The organism is Dactylosporangium sp. CA-139114 (assembly GCF_050955725.1).
GTDB lineage: Bacteria > Actinomycetota > Actinomycetes > Mycobacteriales > Micromonosporaceae > Dactylosporangium.
In genome coordinates, this window is sequence record NZ_CP192080.1 from 4,751,540 (window position 1) to 4,769,502 (window position 17,963).

The following is a 17,963-nucleotide window of genomic DNA, read 5'->3' on the forward strand; positions in this document are numbered from 1 at the left end:
GCTCCCCGCGCACGCGGGGGTGGTCCGCCGTGCAGGTCGCCGCGCAGCGCGTGGATGCGGTGCTCCCCGCGCACGCGGGGGTGGTCCCGCCTGGGCCTTCGCGATGCGGTCCCGTACCTCGTGCTCCCCGCGCACGCGGGGGTGGTCCGGCGGGCCAGCTGCTTCCCGGCGCCGCGCTCCCGTGCTCCCCGCGCACGCGGGGGTGGTCCGCACCGCTTGTCGCGGCAGGGGCTCAGGTTGAGGTGCTCCCCGCGCACGCGGGGGTGGTCCTGAATCAAACGGCGCTGCGAATGCGCAGGCCAAGTGCTCCCCGCGCACGCGGGGGTGGTCCGTTCGCGGCGGAGTGGCCGAAGGTGGGCGGGACGTGCTCCCCGCGCACGCGGGGGTGGTCCTTTGCGTTCAACACGGTCGCCGGGCTGTGGAACGTGCTCCCCGCGCACGCGGGGGTGGTCCTTCCCCTGAGCGCTCCGCAGAAGCCGAAGGTACGTGCTCCCCGCGCACGCGGGGGTGGTCCCAAGCTCAACCGGCGTATCGCCGAGGCCGACCCGTGCTCCCCGCGCACGCGGGGGTGGTCCCGGCCGGCCCCGCCCGCGAGACGGGCAACCTCGGTGCTCCCCGCGCACGCGGGGGTGGTCCCGTCACCCACGGGGCCTCCGCAACCCGAGCCGGGTGCTCCCCGCGCACGCGGGGGTGGTCCGAAGGAGCCGTCGCCCTTCCCGAGCCAGATCCGGTGCTCCCCGCGCACGCGGGGGTGGTCCCGCAGCGACGATCGGCTTGCCGTAGGCGCGCCAGTGCTCCCCGCGCACGCGGGGGTGGTCCTGGACCACGCCCCCATGCAACGAAGAGGGCCCAGTGCTCCCCGCGCACGCGGGGGTGGTCCCGGCAGCACGTAATCGCGCTCGTGCGCGAGGGTGTGCTCCCCGCGCACGCGGGGGTGGTCCCGAGGGGGAGCCGACCTGCGGCGCGTGCCTCGCGTGCTCCCCGCGCACGCGGGGGTGGTCCCAAGGACTCCCGTACCGAGGTCGACGACACCGAGTGCTCCCCGCGCACGCGGGGGTGGTCCGTGATGTGGGCGGCGATTGTTCACGGTTGGAACGTGCTGCCCGCGCACGCTGGGGTGGTCCGCAGCTGTGCGGCCTCGTCAACTTGATGGCCGAGTGCTCCCCGCGCACGCGGGGGGTCCTCGAGCGCGACCTGGGCCGTGCCGGTCGGTACCGTGCTCCCCGCGCACGCGGGGGTGGTCCGGCAACGCGCTGCGCGGCCGTTCGACGACGGGGATGGTCCGGAACACGGGGACCCGTACCCGGCGACCCGTGAGTGCTCGCCGGGTACGCGGGGATGGTCCTCTGGTTGGAGTCCGTGAACCGGATCCCGAACTGTGCTCCCCGCGTAAGCGGGAATGGTCCCGAGGTCAGCGGGGCGACGTTGCTGATCTCGTCGTTCTCCCGGCGTACGCGGGGATAGTCCGACCGCGAAGTGCCTGGGCGAGATCCTCGCCCGGTGCTCCCGCGTACGCGGGGATGGCCCCCTGCTGCTGCACCCGAGCGGACGGTCGGCAGGTGCTCCCTGCGTAGGCGGGGATGGTCCTGGCGTCAGCATCTCGTGCCACGCCGGTTGATCCCCGGGCAGACGGGGTGGTCCCGGCGGTAAGCCGATCACGGTCGAGAGCCTGTCAGTGATCCCCGCTTAGATGACAGACCTGGACCATGCTGTGTCCGGGCGCGCAAGAACCTTCCAGTCTCGGCAAGGCGCACTGTCGCCGTACGCGAGTTGATCTCGTCGACGTCTCCAGCGCTTGGATCGTCCGTGAGCGGTTACCGTGCGCGCGAGGGCGGACCCATGAACGACGGAATCACGCGCCTCGCACCCGTACTCTTCGTACACGCAACAACAATCCCGACCCGTGCGTCACGGTGCCGCCGCGATCACCAGCCCCTCGTGCGCGTGGGGCGGTAACGGGGATTGTCCGTTGACCTGCTCAGGTCGACCGCAACTGTGCAGATGTTTCGTGCACGCAGGATGTGGGCTTGAGTCAGACCAGCGTCCGCTGGGTCGCGGGGAGTTGCCCCCTGATCTTGGACACCGAGAAATTCCTTGTGCCCTTGGGCGGGCATAGGTCGCATGCTCGGCGGCATAGTGCAGATGCTGCGCCTGCACTCCCCGGAGGCAAAGCCTAGCGGCGGTTCGGTGACTGGTCGTCGCGATCGTCAACGCGGAGCGCGCCCGACGCGAGTCCTTCTCCGATGCTGCGAGCCAACGCGGCGCCCGCAGCCGCCGCCCGCTCAAGGCCAAGCCGGAACACGTCCAGCCTGCGGAAGGCCTCCCCGTAGACCCGTTGCTCCTGAATCGTCAGCACCGGGATGGTGAGCCGCCTGAGGTCGACGCGGAGGGTCCCACCGCCGGCGCTGGAGGTCCGGATGGCCGCGCGAACGTTGTCCTCCCGGGCGAGCAGGCCCGCGACGAACCAGGGGTCGAAGAGGCTGGGATCGATGCGCAGCGCCTGAATTCCTTGGCCGAGCGCCGCACCGACCTGCGCGTCAGTGGCGACCCGAGCGACGACCTCGCGACCTGCGACGGGGAGGAGGATGTCGCCGGCCTGTACCCGAGGTGATGCCTCGTCGTGGTCCGCGGCCGGGACGACATGTCCGCTGGGCCCGGTGCCGGCCATGACGTCCACGACGGTGAGTGCAGCGCTGTCGGTGGCCGTACGGCCGCGGGGCATGGCACGCAGGATGGTCATGCTGCCGGCCCGGACTAGATCGGCGAGGCTTGCCCGCGGCGCGGTGCTCAACGTCGCGGACTTAGCCGGCTCGACCGCGGGGAGTTCTCGAGAGACGTCGACGAGCAGCTGGTCGAAGTGGAACATGTCGACCTTGATCTGGCCGGGATTGGTCGCCGGCCTGGGTAGTGGCGGTAGATAGCGCTGGGGCGTCAGGTCGACCTCGTCCGTGAGCACCGCAATGGCGGGCACTGCGCCGCTGAGGCCCGGTGTTTCGGCGAGCTCGCCTTCACGGAAGGCGTGCCACGTGGCCGGTACGACGTCGTGCAGCGATTGATCGGCGTGGCCGGCATCGATGAAGAGCAGTCGATCGGTGGGTGGGTTTTGCTCATCGGGCTGGACCAGCACCCACAGGTGCAGGCCGATCCCGACGGGCGGCATGAGGCCGGCGGGCAGGGCAATGACGGCGCGTAGCGCGCCGCGGCGGACGAGTTCGGCTCGGATGCGGCGTCCGGCCGGGCGGACGGCCGCGGCCGGTGGCATGAGCACGACGGCGGTGCCGCCGGGGGAGAGGTGCGCGAGGGCGTGCTGGACCCAGGCAAGTTCGGGTTCGGTGCGGGGTGGCATGCCGTAGACCCAGCGGGGGTCGTACGCGAGCCGGTCGTGGCCCCAGTCGTGGATGCCGAACGGGAAGTTTGCGACGACGACGTCGGTGCGCATGGCCGTGTATGCGTCGGCGAGGAGACTGTCGCCGACATGGATGTGGGGGGTTATGGCGGGCTGCTTCGCGCGGAGTTTGATGAACCACAGCCGGATGAGCGCGATGAGAGCGTAGTCCTGGCTGATCTCCTGGCCGAAGCATGCGATGCTGGTGCCCGCTCGTAGTGCCCGGTCGGCTGCGATGCGCAGGATTGAGCCTGTTCCGCAGGTGAAGTCGAGGATCTGCGGGCTGGGCCCGGCGATGTCGAGCATGATCTCCGCGACGGGGTCGGGAGTGGTGGCGAGCCCCGACATGGACTGGGCGGAGCTGACGTACCGGCCGTGCAGGTACTCGAACGCGGTCTCCGGATCCTGGTGTTGTGCGAGTGTGTCGACCGTCCGGAGCAGTGTTTGCAGCTGCGGCGTCCAACGGTCGGGCATGATGCGCCGGACCGCCGCGGCGAGTGCGGGATCGATCGACCGGAGGCGGGTGACGAGCTGCTTCGGTGTGATCGTGCCGGTGTGTGGACCTGCGAGCAGGTATGCCCCGGTGATGCCGAGAGCATCACCGATCTGGGCCGCGGGCTGGTAGCTCTCGATATGCCGCCACGTGAGCTGCTCGGCGCTGACCTGGCGGAGCCTGCCTTGGCGGCGAAGCCACGCTTCGACATCAGCGGCGTTGAAGGTGGGGCTGGCCGGTGTCCCGCCGGTCGGTGGGGGGAAGTCGGCATACCGGCGGCGCCAGTTGCTCACCGCCGCACGGCCGACGCCGGCGAGCTCGGCGATGCCGCTCGCGGTCAGGGCGGCGTCGCCGGTCGGGCCGTGCCGATCTTCACTCACGCGTGAACAGTACCACTAGAATTTGCTTTGTGGCGACTGTTCACAGATGTATGCTGGCGTGGCGACGTTCGAGAGCGGGGAGAGGCCCATGGCGCGGCGAGGTCGGAGCACCACAGTCGGAAAGTTCGCGAAGCTTGCGCACGACCGCCGAGTCTCGGAGATCCGCATCCTCGGCGAAGCCTTGCGCCGTGAGCTCGTTGTCGTTCCGTGCGGTGCTGCAATCCACCCGGGCGAGACACGAAGCCCGTCCGGCCCTGACGATTGAAGGAGGACCATGAACACGATTGTTCGTACCGACGCTGCCACCTCCGGCTCCGCCGCACGAGGCCGTTGCGTATCTGGCTGACGGGGTCCGCAGACTCGGCGGCCTTGGCCATGACCCGGTTCCCTACGAGCGGGTGCGCCTCGATCCGTTCGTGGGAGCGGAGATCGCCGACGCGTACATGTGCGCGCCGCCGCGTGACCCGTGTGCCTTCGACGCATACGCTGCGCTGAGCGTACAGACCGTGCGGCAGTACCACTTCCTGATCGGCCGCATCGAGTATGGCGGGCTCGGCATGACGATCCGAGCCGTCGATGACGACCCGTATCCGGACGCTGCATCACTCCTGGACGATCTCCGCGCCCGGCGGCTGCGCGTCTTTGCGAGCGCTGCCAGCGGCAATCCGCATCCTTACCTCAGCGACGGCGAGAACGACATGTTCCGGGCGGTACACGACGCGTTCGGGCACGGCGCCAGCGGCCGCGGGTTCGATGCGCACGGCGAGGAAGCGGCCTGGCTGAAGCACTGCCAGTTGTATACGCCGCTGGCGCGCCGGGCGCTGGCCACCGAAATCCGTGGGCAGACCTGTGCCCTGGCCTTCCGTGGTCGTGGCTGTTTCCCGGAGCAGAAGGCGGTACTGCTGCCACGCCGTTTCAGTGATCCGCGCTCGGTCTGTATCGACCGCGACCCGGTGCGGGCCTCAGTTGGGAAGGGGTACCCGCGCAAGCTCGTCCCGTAGCTGTCGTATCACCGGATCGTCGGGGTCGGCCGCCTGTAGCCGATCTTGGAGCAGGCGGTCGAGGATTCGCCGTGCGCGCTCCGGCTCGCGCAGCGCAACATGGGCGCGGGCAACCTGCACCATGCAGTCGATGACCAGCGGGTGGGCGGGGCCGTGTTCGTCGCGGTGCCGGGCGGCGAGCTGCCGCCACAGGCGGGCAGCCGCTCGATACTCGCCCTGTTCGATCCGTTGCTGTGCTTCGGCGGTGGTGTATTGGAGGTCGGACTCGCGCGGTGGAGTACCGGCGGCCGTGTCGTCATCGGATGTGTGACGGCCGGTCGCGGCCGACACGTATGCGAACGCCGGGTCGACTCCCTCGGCGATGACGCGTGGTAGACGAGGGGGCGGGCCGGCGTGCGCTGCCAGGACGTCGTAGACCTCTTCCGCGGTGGCCGGCCGGTCGTCGGGCGCGGCGGCGAGCAGCGCGTGAATCAGATCATCGATGGCGACTGGGACGTCCGAACGGTGTTCTGATGGACGGGGCGGCGGCTCCTGCAGCTGTCGATGGACCAGCACTGCGGTGATGTCGTCGTCGAACGGCGGTTCGGCGGTCAGCAGGTAGTGCAGTGTTCCGCCGAGCCCGTACAGGTCGGTGCGCTGATCGATGGCATGGTCGAATACCTGTTCCGGTGCCATGTACCCGAAGGTGCCGACGCTCTCGCCGGTGCGAGTGATGCGCGAGTACCGCTGGTCGCCACGGATCGCCGCGATGCCGAAGTCGATGACCTTCACCGTGCCGCTCGGCTCGACCATGATGTTGCTGGGTTTGAGATCCCGGTGTACGAGACCGGACGGTCGGGCCGCCATCAGCACGCTCGCGATCTGCGCACCGATCGCAGCTACCCATGCGACCGGCATTGGCCCGTGTTCGGCGATCAGGTCATCGAGCGTGATGCCGTCGATGTACTGCAGCACGAGATACAGACGCCCTTCGTGCTGCCCCAGGTCGTACACGGCCGGCACGCCGGGATGGTTGAGCTGCGCGGTCAGCCGCGCCTCGCGGCGGAACCGGCGCATGAGGTTCACGTCCGTGGCGCTGCCAACGGCTTTGACGACCACCCGGCGGCCCAGCAGCGTGTCCTGGGCGGGCCAGACCTCACTCATGCCGGTGTGCGCGAACGGCAGGCGGGCTACTTGGTACCGGTCGTTGAGCAGCGCATCCGCCAGCACTCGGCGAGTGTAGCGAAGCGGCGGCAGCCGGAATCACCCGGCCGTTTGGGCCCTCGACGCAGCCGAGGATTTCGTGAAGACTAGCCATAAGCCATTTGCTTGTGGTCGGTGTTCACAATATGATGACCGCCGCAGATGTCACGCAACGCCAGCGGGGGAGGGTGGTATGGCTGAGCTGGCCATCGATGCGGAGTTCCTGCGCCGCTACGCAAGACTCGAACGCTCCGTGCAGCACGGAGTCGACGCCGCGATCCGGAAGTTCGCCGAGCACACCCATGCGGGGCTGCACCTGGAGAAGCTGGCCGGTGCCCGCGACCCGAATGTCCGCACCATCCGGATCTCGCGGTTCTGGCGGGGCATCGTGGTGGCCCTCGGCGGGGCAAGGTACCTGCTCAAGGACGTATTACCGCACGACGATGCCAACGCATACGCAATCAGCCGGACATTCACGGTCAACCAGGCGCTCGGCGTACTCGAGGTCCGCGACCAGGCCGGCATCGAGGAGTTCGCCCGCACCCTGCCCGATGACGCAGCCGCCGGAGGGACGTTCGACGGCACATCCACCGCAGACCTCAAGCGACTCGGCATCGATCCCGAACTGATCCCGCTCGTGCGCCGCGTCAACGGCGACCAGCAGGTCGAAGCACTGTGCCGACTTCTGCCGGACGTGCAGGCGACCGTCCTGACCGGGCTGGCGTCAGGCATGTCCCCCGCCGAGGTAGGCGCTGAACTTGCGGAGCAGATCCTTGCCGGGCAGGACGCCGGCGACATCGATCCGGACGATCTGACCGCGGCTGCCCGCCGGACCCCCGACCGCATCATGTTCGTCTCAGGCCCGGTCGAGCTCGCCACGATCCTGGCGCGCCCGTTCGACCTGTGGCGCGTCTTCCTGCACCCCTTGCAGCGTGCCGTGGCCTACCGCGCGCACTACAGCGGCCCGGCGCTTATCACGGGCAGCGCCGGCACCGGCAAGACCGTCACCGGCGTGCACCGGGCCACCTTCCTGGCCGGGCGGTTGCCCGACACGGGCTCCAAGGTCCTGCTCACCACCTTCACCCGGGCGCTCGCAGGGGCGCTGGACCGGCAGTTGTACCGGCTCACGGACGATCCCGCGGTACGCAGCCGCATCGACGTCATCAGCATCGACAAACTCGCCTACGACATCGTCGCGTCCACGCGGAAGGTCAAGGTGGCCGGCGAGGACGTGCTCGATCCGCTCTGGGCGGAGGCCGCCGCAGGCCGCACCTACGTCAACCGGGCCGGCCGGGTGACCAAGTACAGCGCCGCGTTCCTGCGGCGGGAATGGGAGCAGGTGATCCTCGCCCGCGGGCTCACCGATGTCGAGGCGTACCTGGGCACCGTGCGGTCCGGCCGTGGCGACACGCTGCGGGCGCCCCAGCGCACGCAGGTCTGGGCCGCCATTCAGCACGCCGTCGAACAGCTCGCCAGACGCGGCCTGCGGACCCACCTTCAGCTCGCTGACGAGGCCGCCGACATCGTGACCCGGACACCGCGGTCCTACCGACACGTCGTCGTGGACGAGGCGCAGGATCTGCATCCGGCCCAATGGCGACTCCTGCGGGCCCTCGTGCCGCCCGGACCCGACGACCTGTTCCTGCTCGCCGACCCGTACCAGCGCATCTACGACAACCGAGTGTCGTTGGCGCAGCTCGGCATCCAGACCCGCGGCCGGTCACACCGGCTGACCGTCAACTACCGCACCACCCGCGAGATCCTCGGCTACGCGGTCGACATCCTCAACGGGCAGACCGTCGTCGGCCTCGACGACGAGGACGACACGCTGCGCGGCTATCACGCCGTCACCCGCGGCAGCGCGCCGACCCTGACCGCCCATACCGACCGCGACGGCGAGCTCGACGCGCTCATCGAACGGGTCGGCACGTGGATCGACCAGGGCGTCGAGCCGCACGCCATCGGGGTCGCCGCCCGCACCAACAGCCTCGTCGCCACGATCACCAAAGTGCTCCAGGAGGCGTACATCGATGTCGCCGACGACCGGCGAGGCACCGACGGCGTCTGCGTCGCGACCATGCACCGCATGAAGGGCCTGGAGTTCCAGTGCCTCGCCGTCGTCGGCCTCGACGCCACTGTGCTGCCCGCGCTGACCGCGGTCACACCCCGGGCCGAGGACGCCCAAGCCCACGAACAGGATCTGCAACGCGAGCGGTGCCTGCTGTTCGTCGCCATGACCCGGGCCCGCGACGTGGTCTACCTGTCCCACAGCGGCGCCCCCAGCACGCTCCTGCCGGCACTCGCAGGGGCAGAAGAATGAACAGGCCCCCGCTCAGTGATGCGACCCGCTCGGTCTGGGGCAAGACCGACCGCACCGGCACATCGCCGGTCGGCTGGCTGCCGTTGTGGCGGCACCTCGCCGACACCGCCGACGTCGCCGCGAATCTCTGGGACCACTGGCTCAGCCCCGCCGTCAAAACACTCATCGCGGAGGAACTGCCCGGCGGTGCCGCCGACGGCCGGACACTCGCCGCCTGGCTCGCCGGCGTCCACGACATCGGAAAGGCGACACCGGCGTTCGCTGTCCAGGCGGCTGCCTACGCCGCACGCATGCGCGACCACGGCCTCACCTACCGTCCCGCGCAGATTCAGGCCGACCGGCACCTCGCCCCGCACGCCGTCGCCGGGCACGTCATCCTCGCCGACTGGCTTCGCAGCCAGGACTGGGAGAATCCGCACCCATACGCCGTGGTCGTCGGTGGCCACCATGGCGTGCCGCCCACCCACGAACTCATCCAGGGCGTCAACCTCCGCAAGCATCTCCTCGGCGATTCACCCTGGCAGCAGGTACAGCAGGAACTGCTCACCTGGATGACCGACCGGACCGGCGCCGGCGGCCGCCTCACAGAATGGCGGGACGCACCGCTGTCGCAGCCGGTCCAGGCCGCCCTGACCGGTCTCGTCATCGTCGCCGACTGGATCGCCAGCAATGAGCGCTATTTCCCATACCTGCTCGACCGCGATGACACCGGCCGCCTGCACACCGGCTGGGAAATCCTGGACCTGCCCGAACCGTGGCGGCCCGCGGTACCACCCGCCGACCTGGCCACCATGTTCGCCGCCCGATTTGACCTCCCGCCAGGTGCAACCCCACGCCCGGTCCAACGAACCGTTGCCGAGCTCGCCGCAACCATGCCGACGCCCGGCATGATGATCGTCGAGGCCGCCATGGGGGAGGGCAAGACCGAAGCCGCGCTCGCCGCCGTCGAGATCCTCGCCCGGCGGACCGGCGCATCCGGCTGCTACCTCGCGCTCCCGACCCGGGCCACCAGTGACGCCATGTTCGGCCGGATCCTCGCCTGGTTGCGCCGGCTCCCCGACGCCGAGCCCGGCCGCGGCAACCGCGACGTCCGCCTCGCCCACGGCAAGGCCGCCCTGAACCCAGCATTCGACCGACTGCGGTACACCGCGCTGCCCAGCGGCATCGCCGAGGACGAAGGCGGCGCCGACATCGGTGTCCACACCTGGCTGGCCGGCCCCAAACGCACCATGCTGTCCAGCTTCGTCGTCGGCACCATCGACCAGCTGCTCTTCGCCGCACTGCGTGGCCGGCACCTCGTACTGCGCCATCTCGGCCTGGCCGGGAAAGTCGTCGTCATCGACGAGGCCCACGCCTACGACGTCTACATGGCTCAGTTCCTCGACCGGGCCCTGGAATGGCTCGGCAGCTATGGCGTCCCCGTTGTCGTACTGTCCGCAACCCTGCCCGCCCAGCGGCGCGCTGCCCTGATGGAAGCCTACGACCACGGCCGGCTTGGTCCGCCCCCGAAACCCACCTGGCGCGACCGCGGCAAACCCGTCACGGACCGGTACGCCGCCCAGCGCACCGATCTGCGCTATCCGCTCGTCACCGTCTCCACGGTCGAACGCGGTGCCACCGCCACCAGCTGCGCCGGCTCCGGCCGGGACACCGAGGTTCACCTCCGCCGCCTCGACGACGACCCCGCCACCCTCGCGGAGCTCCTCCATGAACGGCTCGCCGGCGGCGGCTGCGCGCTGATCGTCCGCAACACCGTCGCCCGGGTCCAGCAGACCGCCGATGCCCTGCGCGCAGCCCTCGGCCACGGCACACCGGTATCCGTGGCGCATTCCCGATTCATGGCCATCGACCGCGCCGCCAAAGACCGCTGGCTCCGTGAAGCCTTCGGCCCGCCCGGCGACACCACCCGCCCGGAACGGCACATCGTCGTCGCCAGCCAGGTCGCCGAACAGTCCCTCGACATCGACTTCGACCTGCTCGTCACCGACCTCGCACCGGTGGACCTGATCCTGCAACGCATCGGCCGCCTGCACCGCCATCCACGCGCCGGACGCCCGCCCCGGGTCACGACACCAACGTGCTGGATCACGGGCGCCGACTGGAGCAAGGAACCGCCACAGCCCGTCGCCGGCTCACGCCGCGTCTACCAGCCCTCCACCCTGCTCCGCGCCGCCGCGGTCCTGCTGCCGCACCTCGACGGCATACCGCTGCGCCTTCCTGCCGACATCGCACCCCTCACCCAGGCCGCCTACAGCGAAGCCCCGGTCGGCCCCCCGGCCTGGCAACCGTCGATGACCGCCGCCGCACAACGCGACGCCGACACGACCGCGGCCAAGGAAGACAAGGCAAAGGCCTTCCGGCTCGCCGAACCGGCCGAACGCGGAACCCCGCTCATCAACTGGCTCTCCGGCGGCGTCGGCAACACCGACGACCGCATCGCCCAGGGCCATGTCCGCGACACCGACGGCGAAACCCTCGAGGTCCTCCTGCTAGTCCGCACCGCTGAAGGCCTGGTACTCCCGCCGTGGCTCCACGACGGCGGAACACTTGTCCCGACTGCTGACGAGCCCGCGCGGCCCCTGCCCCGCCGGATCGCCCGGTGCACCCTGCCCTTGCCGCGCACCATGACCGCCGCCGAGCACATCGACGACGTCATCGCCGACCTGGAATCGCGCACCAATCTGAGCGCCTGGCAGCGCAATCCCTGGCTGGCCGGCGAGCTCGTCCTCGACATCGACACCGGCGGCCATGCCACCGTCTCCGGTTTCGACCTGCACTACGACCCCGCCGAGGGCCTGCGCGTGACGCGCATCGCCTGACACCCGCCATCGGAATGGAGGTGCCGTGACCAGCCCCCCACGACCAGCGTTCTCCCTGATCGACGAACCTTGGATCCCAGCCCTGGACACAGACGGCCGGCGACGCGACGTCGGCCTGATTGAGCTGTTCCAGCAGGCCCAGGACCTTCGCATGCTCGCCTGCGAACTGCCCAGCCAGACGTTCGCCATCCTGCGGCTTGTACTCGCCATCCTCCACCGCGCTACCGACGGCCCGCCAGGTATCGCAAGCTGGCAGGCACTGTGGCGGGAACCGGCTCTGCCGCTGCACGACATCTCCGAGTACCTGGACGCCTACCGTGACCGGTTCGACCTGCTGCACGCGGAGCAGCCCTTCTATCAGGTCGCGGATCTGCGGGCGGCGAATGACGGTGAATTCGGCCTCGAACGGCTGATCGCCGACGTCCCCAACAATCTTCCGTTCTTGACCGCACGGGCCGGACGCGGCCTGGCATCCATCACGCCGGCGGAAGCGGCCCGGTGGCTCGTGCACTGCCAGGCCTACGACCCGTCCGGCATCAAGACCGGCGCCGTCGGTGATCCCCGGGTCCAAGGCGGCAAGGTGTATGCCAAGCCGCCGCTCGGTGTCGCACCGGCCGGTGCCCTCGGCGGCGTCCATCTCGAGGGCGGCACGCTGCGTGAGACCTTGCTGCTCAATCTCATCCCGATCGCCCCGGGCTGGCGGCAGCAGGACGAACACGATGTACCGGCCTGGGAACTGCCACCCCGCGGCGCCGCCGCGGACCCGGCTGCTGCGGGCGGCCCCCGTGGACTGCTGAGCCTCTACACCTGGCAGGCGCGGCGGCTTCGGCTGTTCGGTGACCGTGACGGCATCACCGGAGCCATGATCTCCTACGGAGACCAGTTCGACTGGCAAGACCGGCACCTACTGGAGCCGATGAGCGTCTGGGGCCGCAGCGGTGCCCGGGAGAAACAGCAGAAGCGGACGCCGGTGTACTTGCCCCGGCCGCACGACACCACACGAGCGCTGTGGCGCGGCCTGCAAACCCTCCTCCCACCGCCCACGCCCGAGCGCGAACCCGCGCAGCGGCTGTCACCGATGGTCTTGCAATGGCTCGCCCAGCTCACCGTCACCGGTCTGATTCCCGACGCCTATTCGGTCCGCTCACGCGCCACGGGCATGGCCTACGGCACGCAGCAGGCCGTCGTCGACGACGTCTACGGCGACGCCCTGACCATGAACGTCTTGGTGCTGGTCGAGGGCTCAGCGCTGCGGACCGCCGCGGTGGACGCGGCCACCGACGCCGAGCAGGCCGTCAAGGTGCTGCGCACCCTGGCCGCCAACCTCGCCCGGGCTGCGGGCGGGTCGACCGACGACGGTACCGCCGAACGAGCCGCCGAACGCGGCTACGCACTCCTGGACCGGGCGTTCCGGCACTGGCTCGCCGGACTCGGGCCCTCCAGCGACGCCGCGGCCGAACGCGCCGCCTGGCAGCGCACGGTGCGCCGGGCCATCGCCCGCCTAGGCCGCGAACTCGTCGACGCCGCCGGCCCCGCCGCCTGGGTCGGCCGCGTACAGCAGGACCGCAACGGCCGGGAGTTGCACTACTCGAGCTCACAGGCCGAGGCGTGGTTCCGGTCCGGCCTGGCGCGCGCACTGCCCATGGCGGCAGACATCCCCGCTCAGCGCGACCCGACCCAGCCACAGGAGGTACGGCCATGACGACGGCCACCGACCAACCAGTCGCCGGACCGCCGAGAAGATCCGGCCGTCGCCGAGAGGCGCTCGGCGACCACGTCGCGCGCGTCGTTGTGGCGCTACAGGAACAGGTCCTGCGCCAGCCGCCCCGTCCAGAGGCCGTCAGCACCCTTGCCCGGCTCCGCCGCGGCGTCGGGCGAACCCCCGGATTTGACTACACCCTCGCGACCCACCTCGCCGTTCCCGACGACCTCCTCGGCTTCCGGCCGGCCGACGATGCCATCCCGGCCGACACTGAGTACGCCGTCCACGACGCCATCACCCTGTTCGCATTGCACCAGCAGTCCCGCAGCGAACGGATGCACACCAATGGCCAAGGCCTCGGGCAGGCGCTGGCGCGACTCGCACGGGCCAGCACGGGGCCCGAGGGCGTGCGCCGCCGCTTCGCGGCCCTCGGCACTGCCAGCACCTACCCCGAGAGCATCTACCACCTTCGCGGCCTCGTCGCGATGCTGCGGGAGCACCAGATCCCGCTCGACTACGGTCTCATCGCCGACGACCTGCGCAAACTCCGCAAGCCAGAACGTCGCCCAGACATCCAAGCCATCTGGGGACGTGAGTATTTCCGCAGCCAGCCGAACGAGAACGGCACCGACCAGCCGGCGACCACGAACCCCGAGGAGCGCTCCGCATGAACCGCACCATCATCGACCTGCACATTCTGCAGACCGTGCCGCCCAGCAACCTCAACCGCGACGACACCGGCTCACCGAAGACCGCCATGTACGGCGGCGTCCGGCGGGCCCGGGTATCGAGCCAGGCCTGGAAGCGCGCCGTCCGGCTCGCGTTCGGCGACCTGCTCGACGCCTCGCAACTCGGCGAACGCACCAAACGGGTCGGTGAGTCCCTCGCCGCCCGCATCGCCGCCCTGGACCCCGACCGCGACGGCGCCACGTCATCCGCCCTGGCTGCCGAGGCGCTCGTCGCGGCCGGCCTCGCCAAGGTCGAGAAGAAGAAGGGCGAGACGAAAGACGCCGAGTCCAGCTACCTGCTGTTCCTCAGCCGCCGCCAGCTGGACAACATCGCCGCCTACACCGTCGAGACGACCCGCGCCGGCGGCACCCTCGACAAGTCGACGCTGAAGAAGCTGGCGAACACCGACCACTCGGTCGACATCGCCATGTTCGGCCGGATGCTTGCCGACATGGCCGACATCAACGTCGACGCCGCCTGCCAGGTCGCCCACGCCATCAGCGTCCACGCCGTCGACAACGAGTACGACTACTTCACCGCCGTCGACGACCGCAAGCACGACGCCGCCGAGACCGGGGCGGGCATGATTGGCACCGTCGAGTTCAACTCCTCGACCCTCTACCGGTACGCGACCATCAACGTGGACGCGTTGTTCGACACCCTCGGAGACGCCGCAGCCACCCGCGCCGCCGTCGAAGCGTTCGTGACCGCGTTCGCCCGTAGCGTGCCCACCGGCAAACAGAACACGTTCGCGCACCGGACGCTGCCCGATGCGGTGCTCGTCCGCGTCCGCGACACCCAGCCGATCAACTTCGTCGGGGCGTTCGAGACGCCGATCGGCGCGAGCGACGCCGCCGGGCGGATCCGCCTCGCCGCCTCCGCGCTGGCCACGCACGTCCGCGACGTCGAGACTGCCTACGGCGAACAGCCGGTACGCAGCTGGGTGACCCATGTCGGCGACAACACCGCCGCACTCGCGGACATCGCCGAGGCCGTTCCGTTCCAGACACTCGTCACGAGCGTGGGGGAGCAGGTCGGCGCGGCGCTCGGCGTACCGGCATGAGCGTGCTCCTGCTTCGCCTCGCGGGGCCGATGCAGGCGTGGGGAGCCGGAAGCCGATTCGCCCGCCGCAACACCGAGATCGCTCCGACCAAGAGCGGCGTCATCGGCCTGCTCGCCGCGGCGAAGGGCATCCGGCGCACCGAGCCGCTCACCGACCTTCTCGGCCTCGAGTTCGGCGTCCGGCTCGACCAGCCGGGCCGGATCATGCGCGACTTCCAGACCGCGCACACCGCCGACGGCAAGTCCGCACCACTCACCTACCGCTTCTACCTCGCCGACGCGGCATTCCTCGCTGCCGTCAGAGGCGACCTGCGGCTGCTCACCAGCCTCGACGAAGCGCTGCACCGCCCGCACTTTCCGCTCTACCTCGGCCGCCGTAGCTTCCCGCCGGGCGGCCCGGTCAGCCTCGGGGTCCACGACTCGACGCTCGACGACGCACTCACCACCTGGCCCTGGCTGGCTGCCGACTGGTACCGCCAACGTGCGGCGAACACCGTCCGGCTCGAAGTCATCCGTGACGCCCGCCCGGGCGAGCCGATCGACGAGACGATTCCCGATGTGCCGGTCAGCTTCGACCCGGCGCACCGGCAGCACACGTGGCGGGCCGTCCACCGCAGCCACGTCACCATCACCAACTCCGACAGCACACGAGCCGACACAGCCGAACACGACCCGTTGAGCCTGCTGGGAGGCTGACCTTGTACCTGACACGGTTCACCATCGACACCGCGCGCCGAGGAGCCCGCAAACTCCTCGCCTCACCACAGGCCATGCACGCCGCGGTCCGTGCGGCCTTCACCAACCCCGAAGACCACGACCGTCCCGGTGCCCGCGCACTCTGGCGCCTCGACACCACCGCCGACGGCACCGTCCAGCTCTACCTCGTCAGTCCCGGCCGCCCTGACCTCACGCACATCGTCGACCAGGCCGGCGCCCGCGCCCTCGGTACCGCTGAGGCGTGGACCACGCGCGCCTACGACGGGCTCCTCGCTGCCCTCCAGCCCGGCCAGCGATGGGCATTCCGGCTCACCGCAAACCCGGTCCACAACGGCCGCAAAACCCCCGCCTCGACCGACACCCAGCGCTTCGGCCGCCTGCGACCGGCCGAGCAGATCCAGTGGCTGCTCGACCGTGCGACGCGATGCGGCTTCACCATCGGCGCGCAGCACGACGGCCAGCCGAACGTCGTCGTACGCCGCCGCCAGACGCTGACCTTCAAACGCCGCACCAGCACCGTCACCCTCACCACCGCCACCTTCGACGGTGTCCTCGACGTCACCGACCCGGAGGCCTTCCGGCAGGCGCTGAGCCAGGGCATCGGCCACGCCAAGGCCTACGGCTGCGGACTGCTCACCATCGCCCCAGCAACCTGACCATGCAGATCCCCGGCGTCCCACCGGCAGACCTGCCCGACCTGACCCGTGCCGAGGACCGGATCAGCTTCATCTACCTCGAACGCGCCGTCATCCACCGCGACAGCAACGCCATCACCGCCACCGACGACCGCGGCATCATCCACATCCCGGCCGCCACCATCGGAGTCCTGCTCCTCGGCCCTGGTACCAGCGTCACGCACCAGGCCATAGCTCTGCTCGCCGACCACGGCGCCACCGCCGTCTGGGTCGGCGAGCGGGGCGTTCGCTATTACGCCCACGGCAGATCCCTCGCCGCCTCCAGCCGGCTGCTGATCGCTCAAGCCACGGCGGTAAGCCACCGCGACCGCCGGCTTGCCGTGGCGCGCAGCATGTACGCGATGCGGTTCCCGGGAGAAGACACGAGCAAGCTGACCATGCAGCAACTCCGCGGCAAGGAAGGCGCGCGAGTACGCCGGACGTATCGCGAGCACGCCGCCCGGACCGGCCTGCCATGGAACCAACGCGAGTACGACCGCGACGACTTCGCCGCCGGCGACCCGATCAACCAGGCCTTGTCCGCCGCTCACGCCTGCCTGTACGGCATCGTCCACGCTGTCATCGTCGCGCTGGGCGCGGCACCGGGCCTCGGCTTCGTCCACACCGGACACGAGCGAGCCTTCGTCTACGACATCGCCGACCTGTACAAGGCCGACATCACCATTCCAGTCGCGTTCGACGTCGCCGCCAGCGACTCCGCCGACATCGGCGCGGACACCCGCCGCGCAGTCCGCGACCGCGTCCACGACGGCGCGATCCTCACCCGCTGCGTCCGCGACATTCGAGCACTGCTCCTGCAACCGCAGCCAACCGGTACGATCGACGAAGATGACGCGCTGAGGCTGTGGGACGACAACGACATCGAGATACCCGCCGGCCGAAACTATGCAGGCGGCGCAGAGGATGTCGACTTCTGATGACCGTCATCATCCTCACCGCGTGCCCACCCGGCCTCCGCGGCCACCTGACCCAATGGCTCCTGGAGATCTCCGCCGGTGTGTACATCGGACACGTCAGCACACGCGTCCGTCGCAGGCTGTGGTCACGGGTGATCGACATGGCCGGACCGGGGCGTGCCCTGATGCTCTACCAGACCAACGGCGAACAGCGACTCTCATTCGAGGTACACGACCACCACTGGACGCCGGTGAACCTGGACGGCATCACCCTCATCCGACGGCCCGCCGACCCGATCTACAACGCGGCGATGCCATCGGGCTGGAGCAAGGCAGCCCGGCGCCGCCGATTCGGTCGCCGCCCCCACCCAGCGTCGAGGCAAAGTGAAGAAAAAGAGCCAAGCTGATCTTCTGCGCCGCAGGTCAAGAAGTGTGCTCCCCGCGCACGCGGGGATGGTCCGAGCGGCTCGGGCTGGCCGGGCCAGCTGGTGGTGTGCTCCCCGCGCACGCGGGGATGGTCCGGCCGCCCGGTATCTGCTGACCGAGCAGCGGATGTGCTCCCCGCGCACGCGGGGATGGTCC

At 70.1% G+C, this 17,963-nt stretch carries 12 protein-coding genes and 2 CRISPR repeat arrays (2 of these 14 running past the window's edge); of the genes, 10 read left to right on the forward strand and 2 right to left on the reverse strand.

What is annotated here, in order from left to right:
• Positions 1-1,245: a CRISPR direct-repeat array (repeat unit 28 nt; unit sequence GTGCTCCCCGCGCACGCGGGGGTGGTCC) (it extends 2 nt beyond the left edge of the window).
• Between the two features lie 928 nt (positions 1,246-2,173).
• On the reverse strand, positions 2,174-4,258 hold the full coding sequence (locus tag ACQP2P_RS21585) for an N-6 DNA methylase (RefSeq protein WP_433618583.1): 2,085 nt from the start codon (positions 4,256-4,258) through the stop codon (positions 2,174-2,176).
• Between the two features lie 284 nt (positions 4,259-4,542).
• Here ACQP2P_RS21585 and ACQP2P_RS21590 point away from each other — a divergent pair, with 284 nt between their 5' ends.
• Positions 4,543-5,259, forward strand: coding sequence for a hypothetical protein (locus ACQP2P_RS21590; protein WP_433618584.1), 717 nt, complete (start codon positions 4,543-4,545; stop codon positions 5,257-5,259).
• Here ACQP2P_RS21590 and ACQP2P_RS21595 read toward each other — a convergent pair.
• Positions 5,221-6,468: a protein kinase domain-containing protein gene (locus ACQP2P_RS21595; RefSeq protein ID WP_433618586.1), complete on the reverse strand. Its 1,248-nt coding sequence runs from the start codon at positions 6,466-6,468 to the stop codon at positions 5,221-5,223. The genes ACQP2P_RS21590 and ACQP2P_RS21595 overlap by 39 nt on opposite strands.
• A 166-nt stretch (positions 6,469-6,634) precedes the next feature.
• Here ACQP2P_RS21595 and ACQP2P_RS21600 point away from each other — a divergent pair, with 166 nt between their 5' ends.
• From ACQP2P_RS21600 to cas2e, 9 genes are read left to right on the forward strand one after another with little or no spacing between them, the layout of a single operon-like run.
• Positions 6,635-8,761 carry a UvrD-helicase domain-containing protein gene (locus ACQP2P_RS21600; protein ID WP_433618587.1) on the forward strand — a complete coding sequence of 709 codons (2,127 nt, stop codon included), beginning with the start codon at positions 6,635-6,637 and terminating at the stop codon, positions 8,759-8,761.
• Complete coding sequence (gene cas3, locus ACQP2P_RS21605; RefSeq protein WP_433618589.1) at positions 8,758-11,580, forward strand: CRISPR-associated helicase Cas3'; 2,823 nt, start codon at positions 8,758-8,760, stop codon at positions 11,578-11,580. Before ACQP2P_RS21600 ends, cas3 begins: the two co-directional genes overlap by 4 nt.
• Before the next feature lie 25 nt (positions 11,581-11,605).
• Positions 11,606-13,282 carry a type I-E CRISPR-associated protein Cse1/CasA gene (gene casA, locus ACQP2P_RS21610; RefSeq protein ID WP_433618590.1) on the forward strand — a complete coding sequence of 559 codons (1,677 nt, stop codon included), beginning with the start codon at positions 11,606-11,608 and terminating at the stop codon, positions 13,280-13,282.
• On the forward strand, positions 13,279-13,953 hold the full coding sequence (gene casB / locus ACQP2P_RS21615) for a type I-E CRISPR-associated protein Cse2/CasB (protein ID WP_433618591.1): 675 nt from the start codon (positions 13,279-13,281) through the stop codon (positions 13,951-13,953). The genes casA and casB overlap by 4 nt, the downstream gene beginning before the upstream one ends.
• On the forward strand, positions 13,950-15,074 hold the full coding sequence (cas7e, locus tag ACQP2P_RS21620; protein ID WP_433618592.1) for a type I-E CRISPR-associated protein Cas7/Cse4/CasC: 1,125 nt from the start codon (positions 13,950-13,952) through the stop codon (positions 15,072-15,074). The genes casB and cas7e overlap by 4 nt, the downstream gene beginning before the upstream one ends.
• Positions 15,071-15,769, forward strand: coding sequence for a type I-E CRISPR-associated protein Cas5/CasD (gene cas5e, locus ACQP2P_RS21625; protein ID WP_433618593.1), 699 nt, complete (start codon positions 15,071-15,073; stop codon positions 15,767-15,769). The genes cas7e and cas5e overlap by 4 nt, the downstream gene beginning before the upstream one ends.
• A gap of 2 nt (positions 15,770-15,771) precedes the next feature.
• On the forward strand, positions 15,772-16,446 hold the full coding sequence (gene cas6e / locus ACQP2P_RS21630) for a type I-E CRISPR-associated protein Cas6/Cse3/CasE (protein ID WP_433618595.1): 675 nt from the start codon (positions 15,772-15,774) through the stop codon (positions 16,444-16,446).
• Positions 16,447-16,448: 2 nt separating this feature from the next.
• Positions 16,449-17,402 (forward strand): type I-E CRISPR-associated endonuclease Cas1e, encoded by a 954-nt coding sequence (cas1e, locus tag ACQP2P_RS21635; protein WP_433618597.1) that lies wholly within the window; start codon positions 16,449-16,451, stop codon positions 17,400-17,402.
• Positions 17,402-17,788 carry a type I-E CRISPR-associated endoribonuclease Cas2e gene (cas2e, locus tag ACQP2P_RS21640; RefSeq protein WP_433618598.1) on the forward strand — a complete coding sequence of 129 codons (387 nt, stop codon included), beginning with the start codon at positions 17,402-17,404 and terminating at the stop codon, positions 17,786-17,788. The genes cas1e and cas2e overlap by 1 nt, the downstream gene beginning before the upstream one ends.
• A gap of 25 nt (positions 17,789-17,813) precedes the next feature.
• A CRISPR array of direct repeats spans positions 17,814-17,963; the repeat unit is 28 nt; unit sequence GTGCTCCCCGCGCACGCGGGGATGGTCC (it continues 2,015 nt past the right edge of the window).